Here is a 15,048-nt window from a genome sequence, read left to right as displayed (position 1 = left end):
CGTAATCAGACGAGGTCGTCCGAGCGAAAATCTCTCACTTTTGCTGGATCTATTAGGGTGCCGATCGGTGGCTCCATTAGGGTGCTGATCAACATGGCTCTCTGGTGCCTCATGAGTTACCAACACATCCACGTGTCCTGCCAGCGCCAGCAAGGATTTCAGATCGTCAGGAAAGATTGAGGTGAAGTCTGCGGGGTACGCTCGTCCGCCTCGCCGCAGTTTGATCCATGCTTCCCGGTAGTCCTGTGGGCAGTCCAGATCCACCTCGTCCAGGCGCGTGGTCTGGTCAATTTCGAACTTTTTTGCGCGGAACACACCGCCCAGGCCCGCGATCCGCACGCCATCGATCTCGATCATCTGGCAGTGCAGGTTCCGGTCGGCCATGGATTTGTGATTTTCGAAGAAGTCCAAATAGTCACTGTCGTGGTTTCCGTAGATCCACCACGATTTTCTGGCCAAGCCAGGCCCCAACTCATCGGCCAGGGACACCTGCGGCTCCTGGTCGCCCAAGAGCACGACAGCCAAGGCATCGTCGGCCTCCTCGATGACAGGCACGAAATCCCCGTGGCAGTCGCCTGCGAACAGAATCATAGTCCCCCGCAGTTTTTCAGATTTGGTCCCCAGGCCTCCCGCTAGGAACCCTGCACCCATTTCCACTTTCACAACACCACCTCCAAAACCCGCTTTTCACCGTCGTCTCGTAGTCTGGAAGTGCCACATTTTGGCACTTCCAGACTACGAGCTCAGCTCCACCCACCACGTGCCCCCCAAGCCTTCTCCGCTCAGGCACTGCCAAGCGCAACCCTGATCCACTCCCTTTGCGTGTAAGTGGAAGTGCCCAAAAAACCACTGCCTCGGCTGAAACTCCTCCAGAACCGCGTCTAGAAGGGCCACCGTGGGATCCATAAGCCTGGCCGGGTTGATTTCTTTTGCCGGGAGCTGTCGCAAGAATCGTGTAGGTCCAGTGTGCGAAATCACGATATCAACGCGTCCGCCATGGGCAGCAACTTGCGCCCGGGCATGATCAAGGTCCTCGACAGTGGGCACCTCTTTCGCCCACCAGTCGTCGCCTTCGGTTCGACCGTCCCTGTCGGTGGACATGGCTCCCCCGAAGAAGAGGACGTTCCTGCCGTCTGGTAAGGTCAAGACTGAACCCCTTGGCATGTAGAAACAGCCGGGAACCGGAATTTCCAGGGGCTGCCCAGGGGCAGCCTTCATGCGTTCTTGCAGGTCGTCGTGATTTTCGTGATTGCCGTCGCACCAGTATATTTTTGTGCTTTGCGGCTTGATGGAATACTGATCGAATCGGCGATTTCTGGTGATTTTCTCTGTTCCGTGTCGATGTGGCCACCAGCCGAAATCTCCGCATTGCAGAACAATGTCCGGCTTCTGTTTGTTCAGAAACTGGTTCACCGACCCAAAATCTGCGTGAATGTCGCCCATGATGATAATTTTCATAACGATCTGTAAGTAATAAATTTTTTATTAAGACACGGCTTTAATGTCGGTGCCGGGAGAAGGTAAAGGTTGATGAATACAGTAATATATTACGTTGGGCTTGTCAATACATTTCCGGTAGTCTCACCCAAAACAATCAGGACGGTGGTGGGGTCATGTCAATTTACGATATTCGTTCGGAAACAACAGGGATTACGAGTAATGTGAAGCGAATTATGGAAGAGAAAAAAATATCCATAGTAGCGCTTTCAAATGAAACAAAGTTGTCCACAAAAATTATTGAGCGAGCCAGAACAAGCCAAATTAAATTGTGCAAGCTTGAAACTCTTGCGATAATTGCCAAGGGACTGAATGTAAAAATAGTTGACTTGTTTAAAGAGTGATATCTGGCAAAGCGCCGATTAGACGATTACTTTTCGCCGTTGATTTTTGAGACCGTAGCCTTTTTCTTCACCTTCACCATGTCATCCGCAAGAGAAGCGGCTCGTCGCAGCGCGTGATCGGAGAGGTGCGCATATCTTTTCGTTACGCTAAGATCGCCATGGGTCAGGAGCGTGCCAACTTCATAAAGGCTCGCTCCCGAACTGGCCAGATGGCTGGCAAAATGATGCCTGAGCCCATGCACCGGTCGGAAGTCCGCCGGGAGCCCGGCCTTGTCTCTGAGTCGTCGCCCCATGCGCCGCATGTCTTCTCTGGCGCCTCCATTCTGGCCTGGCCAGATGTAAGGGGAGTTCGTGCGCACGATGCCTTTCAGCACCTCCACCGCGCCGGGGGAGAGGGGTATGGTCTGCGTCTTTTCGTTTTTTGCCGTGGCCCCGCGCAGGGTGAGGAATCCATTCTCGAGATCCACATCTGACCACATGACGTTGAGAAGGGCGGTCCGCCTGATCCCTGTCAAAAGTGCGATGCGGAAAAAGGCCGCGCAGTGCTGGCTCGATTCTTCATCCAATGCTTTAAGATATGCCGAAAGCTGATCCTCGGTCATGAACTCGGTCTTTTCGTTGTCCACGGTCGGCATGCGGAACTTGAGGTGCACTGGCGGGTCAATATGTCCCATGTCCGCCGCCCACCTGAGCATGCGCTTGAGCAGGGCCAGGACGTGTTTCTGGGTCTGAGCGGACAGGGTCTTGCGCGTTCTGGGGCTTTTCGTCTTGGCCAGATTCCGGCGCAGACGTTCAAGGTCCAGTGTCACGATTTCGGAAGGGGTCTTCTCGCCAAGCTCGGGCAGGAGGTGGTTTGCATAGGATGCGTCCGGCTTGGCGCAGGCCCGGTCCTTATGTGCTTCATTGTATTCATTCCAGATCTTTTGGACGGTCCAGCGGCCAGCCAGTTCTTCCTGGGCAGCCTTCTCCAGCGTCCTGCGATCTGTGTTGGGCAGGGACTGGCCCGCCATGCGTGCGGCCCTTGCCTGGCTTGCCTTGGCTTCGGTCATGGCGGCTGAAGACTTTCCCACGGGTTCCTCGATTTCCTTGGAGCCACGCCCCCCGAGCCGATAGCGAATGTAATAGGTCTTTTCGCCGTTCTCGGGGTTTTTGCGCCAATATACGCCTGGATATTTCTTCGACTTCTCGCGCTTTTCCTCGGTCATGAATTCCCCCTCGCGTTTCGGTACCTCAAGCGATTCTTCCCCGCACGCAAGGCCAAAATACAGCTCGGGGACCAGAAGTCAATAGAGAGTGACTAGTCCATAACTATCTGAAAAATATGAGATATAGGATGCAATGGGATTTGGTAGAAATTGATGAAAAAGTGACTTTTAAGCCTCCGGAGCTAAAGGCCGCAAGTTCGATTCTTGCATTGCGCACCAAAGAAAATAAGGACTTAGATGTAAAAATCTAGGTCCTTTTTCTTTTTTCCTGGAGCATTCCACACACCATTCCACATACGCCTTAAAATTCAATTAATAAGTGAGTGTTCATTTTTTAGCTCTCTCAATATATATATCTTTTTTACCGGGACTACCGGGGCACCGGGGCGCGGCTATGGCTGGCGAGGGTTCCCAGCGCCCCGGTACGATTTTGTCTACCGGGGCACCGGGGCAGGGCAACCGGGGCATACCGGGGCAGCTATTTAAGTGAGATCTTTTTTGCTGGGGCTTTTCAAAAATAACTTGACTAGCGACTCGTTACTGAGTAATGTTACTCCATAACGAAATGAGAAGGAGGAAGTGGCATGAGTATAGAGAAAGGAGCACAAACGGATGCTGAGCTACAAGCAGAATATCGCCGTCTTAGGCGCGAAGCAAAGACGAATGCTGAGCGACAAGCAGAATATCGCCGCCGCAGGCGCGAAGGCGAGGTCGATGAAAAGCAACTTAGCACGTGGATTTCAGAGGAAGCGAAGCACAATTTTGCGCGGATCGCGGTGTATTATGGTATAACAGAAAAAGAATTATTGGAAAAATTAATAGTCGAGGAACATGCCCGGATATTTGCTAGATTATCAGCGCGAGGTAAGAACGAGCATTTCTAACGCAAAAAATAATATTTCTTTGGTGTATGTTGAGGCGTGCTGAGACGCGTTGATACGTAAAGAGACATGTTGAGATTAAAATTGCATTTTTTCAGGTGGTTGACTAGATCTAAAATTATAGTACTAGGTATCCAGTTTTCACAAAGGATAATAGTTAAGGAGCTTAAAAATGGTCAGTACACAGAAGGAGACAGAAAGGATGTGGAATGAGCACCAGGCAGCAGATTACTTGGGAATGAAAGTCGCAACCTTGCGATTTTGGCGAACTAAATCGCGCGGACCGCGGTATGTGAAATATCCGAGCTCCAGGACAGTACGGTACGACAAAGCTGACTTAGATCTGTTCCTGGAGAGTAGCAGGGTAGAGCCCCGCTACGAGCAATGATGATGCCTAAAAAAAAGGGCTTGGTGCTGGAACACCAAACCCGCACCCCGGCGCACCGGGTATTAACTTAACCTCTACGATCAAGGTGTAATAAATATGCTACAAAATGACCTCAGTGTCAACGCTGGCGCGGCTTCGTCGGTTGATCTTGACCGAATCAACTCTGCTCTTTTCTCTCTTTCCCCGGATTGCCCCCGGGACGAGTGGATAAGGATTGGTCAGGCGGTTCACGCGGCGCTCGGTGACGGTGGTTTTGTCCTTTGGAATGAGTGGTCTCAAGGGGGAGCCAGTTACGAGGCCAGCGCCGCACGTGACGCCTGGAAATCTTTCAAAGAGGACGGCGGCATTGGGCCGGGCACTCTCTTCTTTTTGGCCAAGGAAGCCGGCTGGGGGGATGGCGCCCCGCGCACGAGGATCACGCCCACGACCAAGGCAGTCAAATCAAATACCAAGGAAACAACAGCACAGGAAAAGAAGAGTATCAAGCGGGCAGGGGAGTGGTACCAGAAGGCGAGTCAAAACGTCTTGAATCATCCTTACGTGGTACGCAAAGGCTTAAAGCATTGCTTGCTGCTTAGGCGCTGGACATATTTGAATCATGACTGCCTGATGGTGCCGATGTACTCTCCTGACGGCGAAATCACCGGCTTGCAGTTTATCGCCCCAGACGCGGTCTTTGGCGATCCACCGGATATAAGGGACAAAACACTGCTGGGTGGGAGCAAGAAGGGTCTCCTTTCCCTGGGTCCGACTTTCCGGGATGCAGGCCAAGTGATCATCTGCGAGGGCTTTGCTACAGGCGACGCTCTCACCCAGGCCACTGGTCTGCCTGTCGTCGTGGCCTTTGACAGCGGAAGTTTAAAGCGTGTCGCACTTTGGGTGAAGGATCTCGCCGCCCCCGGCGCCGACATCGTTATTGCTGCCGATGACGACACCCCCGACCCCGGCGGCGTCGAGAAGGCCAACCAGGCCGCCAAGGCCTGCGGCGGGCGTGTTGCGTTGCCTGCTATGGGGCGCAAGGCCGACTTTTGGGACGTGTGCCAGGAAAAGGGACCGGAGGCAGTTTGTGCCGCTATAGAGGGCGGTCAGGCCCCGGCGCAGACTGAAGCCCCTAAACGCAAAACTGCCTTGCCTCACGGGTACTTTATCAATGCAAAAGGATTGCATTACACCGATGACTCGAGTCCGGACAAAGACCCTATTACGTATTACCTTGCCCCGGCGCTGGAAGTAGTGGGGCGGGTGCGCTCAACTGAGAGCAAGGAATGGGGACTAGAACTGAGGTGGAAAGATTATGACGGCGTGGGGCATGATTATGTATTATCTAACTCCTCACTTGCTGACCCAAAAGCGCCCTGGCTCAAAGAAATGGCTGCTTTGGGGTGGTTGGCGGAACCGGGGCCAAAACAAAAGCAGATGCTGACCACATTTTTTGCTCGTGTTGCACCTACTGAGCGGGCGCGGGGCGTGGACCGCACGGGCTGGCATGATGGGGCATTTGTACTCCCTGACGCTGTCATCGGGGAAAGCAGCGAGCGTCTTGTGTTGCAGGGTGTGGGCGGAGTGAATCCTTTCACGTGCGCCGGTTCGCTAGATGGATGGAAAAATACTATTGGCGAACGGGCGAACGGAAATGACCTGCTGATGTTTTGTATTTCGGCTTCACTCGCGGCTCCCCTTGTCGAATCGGCTGGCATGGACTCCGGGGGGCTCCATATGTGGTGGAATTCCTCCACGGGTAAAACGACGCTACTTCGAGCTGCGAGAAGTGTCTGGGGGCCATTGAGTGGCATGAGGACGTGGGACGGCACGAAGGTTGGACTTGAGGGCACTGTTGCGCTGTTCAATGACAGCCTCCTTTGCCTGGATGAAATCGGGCAGGCATCTTCAACGGTGGTGGGAAAGGCGGTTTACATGCTCGCGAACGGACAAGGCAGGTTGCGGGGGCAAACAGATGGCTCTGCTCGCGATCTCAAATCATGGCGTGTCTTGATTCTTTCATCCGGGGAAATGCCGCTTCGAGAAAAACTTAAGGAAGATGGGCAGACGGCGAAGGGGGGGCAAGAGGTTCGGATTGTCGACATACCTGCATGTATAGAGGGCGCAACGTGGCAAAATCTGCACGGACACTCCGGCCCCGGGGCTTTTTCGGATTCGCTTGTTGCGGCGGCGGAGGAAAATTATGGCCTACTGGGGAGAGCGTGGCTCGAAATTTTAAGCAAAGAATTGCTGAATGGCCTCAAATTTAGGGCAAGCCGTGACGAAATCGCCATGCGTCTGATCGATGAGCTGCGCGTCACGGAGGGTCAGGAACGCCGGGTGTTGGGACGCTTTGCTTTAGTTGCTGCGGCCGGTGAACTAGCGGCTAAGAAAGGTCTGGTGCCGTGGAGGCAGGGAGCGCCGACCAGGGCGGCACTGTCGTGTGCGAGGGCCTGGCTTGCTGACCGAGGCCGAGGCAATCAGGAAGACAGGAAGGCCGTCGAGCTCGTGAAATCCTTTATCACACGCTTTGGTCGGAGCCGCTTCCAGGATATTGATGGGCCTCAGCAGCATGAGCGGGTCTTGGACCGGGCGGGATTTCGCCGCTGTATAGATGGTAAGACGCAATTTCTTTTCCTCCAGGAACAGCTGGGGGATGTGCTCCAGGGAATTGGAATTAAAAGGGGAGTCCAGGCGCTGAATCGGGCCGGTATGTTGCGGCGCCAAGAGTCGGACCGCTTAAACCAAAAAATAAGACTCCCCGACCTGGGGCGGCAACGGGTGTATGTTGTGGAAATTGAGCTTAACGAGGACACAGATAACAACGTGTCCACATCAGAGGTTTTACCGCCCTCTGGCGCACAGATCGTAACTGACTGCTCGGGTTTTCCTGGTAGCTGCGCTGGTTGCAAATGCTACGACCATGGGCTTTCTGGGTGCGGGGTTCTGGCTCCAATTGGCTGGAAGAAGACAGCCTAATCCATTTTTCCCTGGAACATTTCCAAAATTCCAAAATTCCATCTCCCTACACGCAACGCAGCTCCCCCAAGCAACAGCCCCGGCCATCCGGGGCTTCTTTTTTTTTCTCTCCGCAAAATCACTCCTAACATCTGCATTTCTGCACAGCACCATGCCGCGAAGCCTTATATTACATAGCATCGCCGAAAATCTTATTGACTTTTTTACGCATAAAAAAGTGGCGCGTTAGGTGTTAGGCGTGTTTTTCTTGTCAGAATGTGTTGACAAAGACAAAAAGGTTGATATGAAGGAATTTGGAAGCACGAGATAAAACAAAATAATTGAATCGAGGTGGTAGAATGGAACGAGTTTGGATTACAACTGAAGAAGTATTGAAGTATGTCGGAATTGGCAGAGCGACTTTGTACAAACTCATGAAGTCAGGCGGCTTTCCCCGGCCCGCAAAAATCGGCAACCAAAATAAATGGCACATTAAACTCGTTGACCAATTTCTGATTGATTCAATGCCGGTACAGCCAAAAGTTAAAAAATAAACCAATTTCTTGGAGGATATATGCAAATACATAAATTTATTAACGCAGTGACGAGCGGAAAAGCTTTCGAATATTTGCAACTTGCAATCACGACAGCATCAGTATGCATTGCAATAATGTGCATGGGTGTAATTTATGTTAATTATATGGCCGGTTAGGAGGCTTGAGCATATGCAAAATAGGAACGTAGTGCGAAGAGTTGCAATAAAAGAGGCCCGCGAACTGCTTGAATCTAACTTTGTTGTGATGGACACAGAGACAACCGGCCTTGGAACAGACGCCGAAATTGTAGAAATTTCGATTATTGACCGTGACGGTACAGACCTTTTCACGTCGCTGGTGCGGCCAACCATGCCGATCCTTCCGGAACTTGTGGCAATACATGGTATTACAAACGGCATGGTGTGCAATGCGCCAAGCTGGGCAGACGTCCACGACTGCGTCATGCATCTTTTTGCAGATAAAAAAATCGCAATTTACAATGCGCCGTACGACCTGCGCATGATTCGTCAGTGCAGCCAGTTTGCCGGGTGCCGTTTGCCGGACCACCTGGAGCGGCAGGCGAAATGTGTGATGCAGATTTACAGTAAGTATCGTGGTGAGTGGTCGCCGAAGCACGGCAATTGGAAATGGCATAAGCTCAGTGCTGCGGCCCAGGCTTGCGGAATTGCGCCCACGGGGGCCCACAGGGCGGCCGCAGACTGTCGTATGACCTTGGGCATCATCAAACACCTCGCAGCGCAGGAGATTTGAAATATGGGCGCCAAAAAAGGAATCCTTTGGACTTTGCACTTGGTCGTGGCGCTAATCTTTCAGCTCCGGGGCTTCGTCATCGCTGGGTGGGGCTTCTTCGGCCTGGCGGTCTGTCTGCCAGACCGGTGGGAGCTGTGGACGGTCGGCTTCTTAGTGCTGCTGGGGCTGGAAACGGCAGCGTACATGCTTCTGAACGGCGGCGCCCTGGACCCCAAGCGGCTGGCCGGGGCCGGGGCAAATTTTTCAAAATAACTTCGTGGAGGAAATATGCAAAATCGAATCAAAAACGAAGACTTTTACCAGCCGGATCTGGACGAATTTGAGCCGGAACTGAAAACAAGGCCTGCAAGTCTGTCTGAAAAACTGCATGGTTGGATTTGTGCTTTTGCAGATAAAGCACCCGGCTTGATGTTGAAAGGAGTACTAATCGCCATCGCAATGGCGGCGATATATTTCAACGGTTATGCGACTGCTCAAAGTGATTTTGAGCGGGCTGTAACGAATGGGTGGTACGTAAAAAATGCCACAAAATTTGAGGAAGCTGCGAAAAATGTGATTACACCTAGTGGCGCATGGGCGCTAGAAAAGGAGACTAAATAAAATGAAAGATTTGACAGCAAAAACGATAGGCGCCTTCGGAGCAACGTCAATCCTCACGTATAGCGGACTGCAATACTATGCAATGCAGAGCGCCGGGCAGCGGAATTATTTTGACCACATGCGTTACACTATCCAGTCACTCTGGGATCCGTCGGCACAGTATTTTGTAGATTCGTTCCGTGGTCAGTACGAGGCACTGTCTGCACTTGGCGCACCTGGTGGCCTAATCGCGGTCGGGCTCGGGGCTGCAGCGGCCGTGGCGGTCTGGGGCTTCGCGGGCGATAAGAGTCAGTCTGGTGTGCAGTCTTACAAAATCAAAAACAACCGAAACGAAACACACTTGCGAGGCGCAAAGATGCTCTCAGCCGCGCAAGTAGCTTGGGACGTTAAGAAATCGAAAGCGGCACTTGGTCCGGTTGTGCTCGGTGGCGTGCCTCTGACTGCCGATTCTCTCTACACTCACTATTTTATTGCAGGCACTACCGGCGCCGGAAAAAGTGTTTTGTTTTATACTTTTTTGGACACTGAGGAACAGACAGCGAGGGCTTTTGTCGTCGACAACGGCGGAGGGTTTTTGAAGCGATATTTCAACCCGGAGCGGGGCGATGTGATTTTAAACCCGCTGGACGCTCGGTCTGCGCAGTGGTCGCCGTTTGCAGAAATTGATGAGACTGAAGACTGCGCACAGATAGCTTGCAGCTTGGTGCCTAACGAAGATGGCCCAAACGCGGCCTGGGCTGGTTACTCACAAACTTTTTTAAAATGCCTCATGCAGGTTTTGCATGAGAGCGGGTCAGGAACAAACGGAGAGTTTTACAGGCTTGCAACCAAAGCACTTCCAGAAGAGCTGCAAGCGCTATTGAACGACACGGAAGCAGCGCCAATGCTCCAAAAATCGGCAGAGAAAATGTTTGGATCCGCGCGGGCAATTGCGGCCTCGCATTTGCGTGGCTTTGATAGCTTTGATCCTCGTGCAGGTGCTGACGGATTTTCACTCAAGAAATTTTGTTCGGAAACGGCGGAAAACAAAGGCTGGCTTTTTCTGCCTTACCAGGACGGAGGCCAGCTTCAGCTTTTAAAAGGGCTAATCTCGTGCTGGTCTGACATTGCTATACTGGCCGCGATGTCGAAAGAATCGAAGCAGCGTAAATATTTTGTGCTCGATGAGTTTGATAGCATCGGCAAAGTTAGCAGCGTGCGAGACACATTGTTGAGCAAAGGCCGGAAATACGGAGCAACGGCGCTAATCGCGGTGCAGACACTTTCTCAGGTGCGGGAGCGGTACGGACGCGAAGGCGCCGCCGCGATTCTGGGCAACTGCGGTTCTTGGATTTCTTTCCGGACAACAGACGTCGAAATGTCGGAAGAAATTTCGAAGCGAATAGGGGAGGCAGAAATTGAGCGCGTTACGACCAATAAGAGCGCGAACAAGACTCGCGGCAAAAACAGGACGGCGAGTGAAGGACAGACGCAGCAGACGCAAGTTGTAAAGACGAGACTCGTTATGCCGGAAGAATTGCGCCAGCTCGCAAAATGCGAAGGCTTCCTGATGACGTCAGAAGGCCGGGTGTGTCCTATTCACCTCGACTACCCCCCGCCGCGAGCTGCCCGAGCTGACGCTTTTGTGCGCAAATCACGGCCGGTGGAAAGCGATAATAACAATCCATCCGTGACCGATTTTGAATAACTTTTTGAGAGGTTTTTCATGGAAAATAATCAGATTTTTGAAGCAATTCAGGGCCTCTTTTTGAGGCCCGAATGGACGGAAAGGGCTATGGACCCGGAGCGGGCCAAAATAGACCTGGTGCTGTATGTGGCAAATGGCGGAAACGTGACCATAGCAGGCATGGCCCGCCGCTGGGGGATGCCTCGCACAAGCGCGAGGCGAGTTATTCAGACGGCGGCGGCATTAGTCCCCTGGCTGGACGCATGCGTAACCAGTCCAAAAAACGACCATACGCCGATCCATGACACCGACCACGTGGACACCTGCACGGACACAAAAAAGGACTGTCCGGCGGACGCCAGAAAACAAGACTCTGCAAATGCTCAGAGTGATTTTATGGATAGCATGATGGATGTTCAGTCGGACTGTCCATCGGACAGTCCGGAAGCCGGTCCAGAAAATGACCAGCCGGGAGAACGAGGTGACGGCGGGGACATCGAGGCCCTGGAAACCTTGCTCGACTCCATGGCGACCACGGAGAGCGTTGTGGATCCGGAGGAGATCACCATTGAAGGCCGCGCCATGGCGCTTGCCCGCCGGGCCTGGGAGATCATGCCGGACAACGTAAAAGCCCGCGTTGATCATGATTTTGACGCGTACTGGCAGCAAAGCAAATCGCAGCACATCCGGGCAGCAGCAAATGCATAAAAGGGGGGAGGCTACGGAGGGGGTCTCCCCCTTCGTATCTTCTGCCTCTGGTTTGACCATGAAGAATGCAATAAAGCATAAGCACTATTAAAATATACACCCCACCCACCGCAGTGTTGCTTTAAGCCAGAGCTAGCGCGGTAAACCGAGGTAGACCACAAGGTAAACCTAGCGCACGGCGGGCGGGGATAAATCAAGCAAATACAAGGCGCGGTCAGGTAGACCTTGTGAGGAGTAAAATACAATGTCCAAAACTCAAGTTTTTTCGCTCAAAGTATTGCCTAAAGATGCGGCAATGTTTCGTGAGCAGGCGACCGCATTGGGTCTTTCAAATGCAGACTATTTTAGACTTCTTATCAGCCAGAAAGGCGGACAAGAAAATCTAAAAAATGCGTCAATAGATGATAAAAAGTTGGACTCGTTGGAAGGTAAAATGTCTTCTGTAGAGTCTATGGTTAAGTCTATGATGTCAGATTTAATTGAGCATCAAAGGATACCGAGTTTTTACGAATTTCGTGCGCGAATCATCGCCGAAACAAATCCGACATTGCCAAAATCTGGATCTGAAAGGTTCGCCTTTTTCTTGGATGCAGCCCGTCAATATCATCGAAAATATGATGCATGGCCGGACCCCTCCAACCGTGCAGCGTTTGGTCCTGGTCTCGACGATCAGCAGCTTGCATCGTGGCCACCGGTGCCGCGTTAATTTGGAGTCATGATGACGATTGAGAAACTGAAGAAACACCGTGAAGAGTTGAAGCAAGAATTGAAGCGCACGAATGAAAAAATTCGCATATTAGAACGTCAAAAAGATGCTCAAAAACTTGCTAGAATGGCTCAATTAATCAACGAGAAAGGTTTCACACTAGCACAAATTTTAGAAGTTAAAAGGCGGAAAAGGAGAGCTGATACATGTTAGAATTTAAGAGCATAGGCGCAGGTGATGACGCCCAAGGCATTGCAGATTATTACACTGATTTGGCGCGTGAAGACTATTATACTCATGGCGGAGAACCTGCCGGAAAGTGGATCGGAAGAGGTGCAGAAAGGTTTGGTTATTGCGGCGAAACGGTCGGTAAAGCAGACCTCTATTTTGCCTTTGAAGGCTATAATCATAAATACGGTAACGCTATTGCAAACAACGCTGGCGATAAACATAAAGCCGGATACGACCTCACTTTTTCGGCTCCAAAAAGTGTGTCGATTGTCTGGGCAACTGCGGATGAAAAGACGCGAAAAGCTCTTTCAGAAGCTCAGCAGAAAGCGGTTGAAAAGGCCATTACATACGCAGAGAAAAGCGGAGCTTTTATTCAGCGTGAAGGCCATGCCGGTGCAATCAAAACTCCATATTTAGATGGTGTTGCAGTGGCAACTTTTGAGCATTCTACGTCAAGGAATTTGGATCCTAACCTTCATACGCATGCGGTGGTTTGCAACTTAGCGCCGAACGGTAAACGCATCGATTTTCAGGCCAGTTATGTCAAAGAACTTGGTGCCGTGTATCGCGCAGAACTAGCGCTAGAACTGCGCGAGATGGGCTTTGCAATCGAACGTGACCGGTTCAGTTTTTCGATAAGCGAAGTACCAGAGGAATTGAAAAAAGAACTGTCTTCCAGGCGAGCAGAGATTGAAAAAGCGTTGAACGAAAAGGGCCTTCACTCTTCGAAGGGGGCCGAGGTTGCGACTTTGAGCACCAGGCAAAAAAAGACGGAAGTCGACCGTTCTTTGCTCTTTGAAAACGCCAAATCCGCAGCCGTCAACCATGGCTTTGACCCGTCCGCATGTTACGGAAAAACATCATTAGAATGGACCAAAGAAGACTTTCTTCGAGACTCTTTTGACCACGCGTCAACAATGACGGAAACACGTCTAAAAGCCGCTTTGATGGAATCCGCACAAGGTGTTTTTGACTCCAAAGAAGCTTTGAAAAAGTGCCAGGAAATGGAGCAATCCGGCGATTTAATCCGGCTCCAGGGTCCAGACGGTCGGGTAAGATATACGTCAAAAGAGATGTTTGAGCTTGAAAAAGACTTGGTTGACCGTGCCGAATCGCTCTCGAAGAACACCTGGCACACCGTCAGCAAGGACACGCTTTCCGTAGTCTACTCCACTAAAACAATGGCAGATGAGCAGAAAAAAGCACTCGAACACATCGTTGCCGACAACCGTCTTGCCGTCGTTCGCGGCGTTGCCGGAGCTGGAAAAAGTTACATGTTAGATGGTGCCAGGGAGGCTTGGGAACGTACCGGAATCCGCGTCCTCGGGTGTGCACCATCCGCCGATGCCGCTAAAAATCTGCAAGAAAGTGCGAATATCCAGAGCCTAACGTCTCACAAATTGTTGTCTCAGATCGAGTTCGGGCAACTGAAACTCGACAAGAAAACCGTAGTCGTTATGGATGAAGCGGGCATGACCGGCAGCCGGATCATGGCGCAGCTCGTCAACAAAGTCGACCATGCAGGCGCCAAACTGGTTCTAATCGGTGACACTGGCCAGCTCCAACCGGTCGACCCCGGTGCCGCTATGAGGTCGATACAAACAAAAATCGGATGCGAGGAAATGGTTGAAATCCGTCGTCAGCATAATGATGTTGACCGCCAAATCGTCCGTCATCTCGCTGACGGACAGGCAGAAAAGGCCGTGGCGCTCATGGATGAACGCGGGCAAATACACGTGCATAAAGACCAATCGGCGATCCGGGAAACCGTTGCAAACGCGGTTGTTGCGGATATTGTGGCCGGAAAATCATCACTCGCGATGGCTGGCATGAACCGCGAAGTCAGACAGATAAACGACTTGGTCCATGCCAAACTTCAGGAAAACGGACTCGTGGCTAAGGACGAAAAACCTTTTGTCACCGCGTATGGCGACCGTGGTTTTGCAGCAGGTGACCGGGTTCTTTTCCGCAAAAACGACTACAAAGCAGGTCTCTTGAACGGCCAGCGGGCAACGGTGTTATCATCGAAAGAAAACACGTTGACCGTGAAACTTGATGGCTCAGACCAGGTCAGAACTGTTACTGCTGACGACTATAAGCACCTCGACTTTGCCTACGCAGTCACGGTGCACAAGTCACAAGGTGCGACCGTTGACCGCGCACACTATGCGCTTGATCCAAGTATGGTTGACTCAAATTTGGGGTACGTGGCCGGGTCCAGACATCGCGAGAGTTTCGCTATGCATTGTACGACAGAGGACCGCGAAAATTTGGAAAAACTGCTAACTCGTGACCGTGAAAAGGACACCTCCGCTGATTATCGAAGAGAAGAAAAAGCTCCAGAGGTGGCACAAAAAAGCCCGGCACTGATCGAGTTTGAGGCGCAAATGGCGCGGTACAAAGAGATGCTGGCACAACAGGCGGCTGCGCGGGAGCGGACCGCTCAGGCTATTGCTCGTGACCGTGAGGCCGCGCAAGAATATTCTATGTGAGCTCTCCCATGCCCCGGCCCATCCGGGGCTTCTTTTTTCCTCCTTCGTTACATTCGGTTTCGATTTTTGGCATTCAGTGTGGCGTT

Annotated in this window: 16 protein-coding genes and 1 tRNA gene; 14 read left to right on the top strand and 3 right to left on the bottom strand. The window is 51.9% G+C overall.

Annotated features, from left to right (window positions below):
• A partial coding sequence (locus tag H4684_RS18310) for a metallophosphoesterase family protein (protein WP_192624851.1) occupies positions 1-591 on the bottom strand: 591 nt, incomplete at its 3' end.
• Positions 592-735: 144 nt separating this feature from the next.
• Positions 736-1,458 carry a metallophosphoesterase family protein gene (locus H4684_RS18305; protein WP_192624850.1) on the bottom strand — a complete coding sequence of 241 codons (723 nt, stop codon included), beginning with the start codon at positions 1,456-1,458 and terminating at the stop codon, positions 736-738.
• A gap of 155 nt (positions 1,459-1,613) precedes the next feature.
• Between H4684_RS18305 and H4684_RS18300 the strand changes: the two genes are divergently transcribed.
• Positions 1,614-1,841, top strand: a complete 228-nt coding sequence (locus tag H4684_RS18300; protein ID WP_192624849.1) for a helix-turn-helix domain-containing protein — start codon at positions 1,614-1,616, stop codon at positions 1,839-1,841.
• Between the two features lie 26 nt (positions 1,842-1,867).
• Here the strand turns inward: H4684_RS18300 and H4684_RS18295 are convergent, their stop codons facing one another.
• The gene (locus H4684_RS18295; RefSeq protein WP_192624848.1) at positions 1,868-3,046 is read right to left on the bottom strand and encodes a tyrosine-type recombinase/integrase; all 1,179 of its coding nucleotides are present in this window, start codon (positions 3,044-3,046) and stop codon (positions 1,868-1,870) included.
• A gap of 148 nt (positions 3,047-3,194) precedes the next feature.
• On the opposite strand from H4684_RS18295, the gene H4684_RS18290 reads away from it, so the two are divergent.
• The 13 genes from H4684_RS18290 to mobF all read left to right on the top strand — a co-directional run bounded on the left by H4684_RS18290 (position 3,195) and on the right by mobF (position 14,962).
• A tRNA-Arg gene (locus H4684_RS18290) sits at positions 3,195-3,265 on the top strand.
• 365 nt (positions 3,266-3,630) lie between these two features.
• On the top strand, positions 3,631-3,930 hold the full coding sequence (locus H4684_RS18285; RefSeq protein ID WP_192624847.1) for a hypothetical protein: 300 nt from the start codon (positions 3,631-3,633) through the stop codon (positions 3,928-3,930).
• A 169-nt stretch (positions 3,931-4,099) separates the two neighbouring features.
• A complete protein-coding gene (locus tag H4684_RS21295) occupies positions 4,100-4,315 on the top strand; it encodes a helix-turn-helix transcriptional regulator (RefSeq protein ID WP_407644775.1) in 216 nt (71 codons plus the stop codon).
• Positions 4,316-4,411: 96 nt separating this feature from the next.
• Positions 4,412-7,273, top strand: a complete 2,862-nt coding sequence (locus H4684_RS18280) for a DUF927 domain-containing protein (RefSeq protein ID WP_192624846.1) — start codon at positions 4,412-4,414, stop codon at positions 7,271-7,273.
• A 338-nt stretch (positions 7,274-7,611) separates the two neighbouring features.
• On the top strand, positions 7,612-7,806 hold the full coding sequence (locus H4684_RS18275; protein WP_192624845.1) for a helix-turn-helix transcriptional regulator: 195 nt from the start codon (positions 7,612-7,614) through the stop codon (positions 7,804-7,806).
• 171 nt (positions 7,807-7,977) lie between these two features.
• Positions 7,978-8,559, top strand: coding sequence for a 3'-5' exonuclease (locus H4684_RS18270; protein ID WP_192624844.1), 582 nt, complete (start codon positions 7,978-7,980; stop codon positions 8,557-8,559).
• Positions 8,560-8,562: 3 nt separating this feature from the next.
• Complete coding sequence (locus tag H4684_RS18265; RefSeq protein WP_192624843.1) at positions 8,563-8,811, top strand: hypothetical protein; 249 nt, start codon at positions 8,563-8,565, stop codon at positions 8,809-8,811.
• Between the two features lie 15 nt (positions 8,812-8,826).
• A complete protein-coding gene (locus tag H4684_RS18260) occupies positions 8,827-9,159 on the top strand; it encodes a hypothetical protein (protein WP_192624842.1) in 333 nt (110 codons plus the stop codon).
• Between the two features lies 1 nt (position 9,160).
• On the top strand, positions 9,161-10,846 hold the full coding sequence (locus H4684_RS18255) for a type IV secretion system DNA-binding domain-containing protein (protein WP_192624841.1): 1,686 nt from the start codon (positions 9,161-9,163) through the stop codon (positions 10,844-10,846).
• An 18-nt stretch (positions 10,847-10,864) separates the two neighbouring features.
• A complete protein-coding gene (locus tag H4684_RS18250; protein ID WP_192624840.1) occupies positions 10,865-11,533 on the top strand; it encodes a hypothetical protein in 669 nt (222 codons plus the stop codon).
• Between the two features lie 244 nt (positions 11,534-11,777).
• Positions 11,778-12,239, top strand: a complete 462-nt coding sequence (locus H4684_RS18245; protein WP_192624839.1) for a hypothetical protein — start codon at positions 11,778-11,780, stop codon at positions 12,237-12,239.
• A 12-nt stretch (positions 12,240-12,251) separates the two neighbouring features.
• Positions 12,252-12,452, top strand: coding sequence for a hypothetical protein (locus H4684_RS18240; RefSeq protein ID WP_192624838.1), 201 nt, complete (start codon positions 12,252-12,254; stop codon positions 12,450-12,452).
• The gene (gene mobF / locus H4684_RS18235) at positions 12,446-14,962 is read left to right on the top strand and encodes a MobF family relaxase (RefSeq protein WP_192624837.1); all 2,517 of its coding nucleotides are present in this window, start codon (positions 12,446-12,448) and stop codon (positions 14,960-14,962) included. The genes H4684_RS18240 and mobF overlap by 7 nt, the downstream gene beginning before the upstream one ends.
• Positions 14,963-15,048 lie beyond the last annotated feature (86 nt).

This window comes from Desulfomicrobium macestii, from assembly GCF_014873765.1.
GTDB classification, from domain to species: domain Bacteria; phylum Desulfobacterota; class Desulfovibrionia; order Desulfovibrionales; family Desulfomicrobiaceae; genus Desulfomicrobium; species Desulfomicrobium macestii.
The sequence above is the reverse complement of the archived record's forward strand: the minus strand, read 5'-3'. Positions and strand labels throughout refer to the sequence as shown.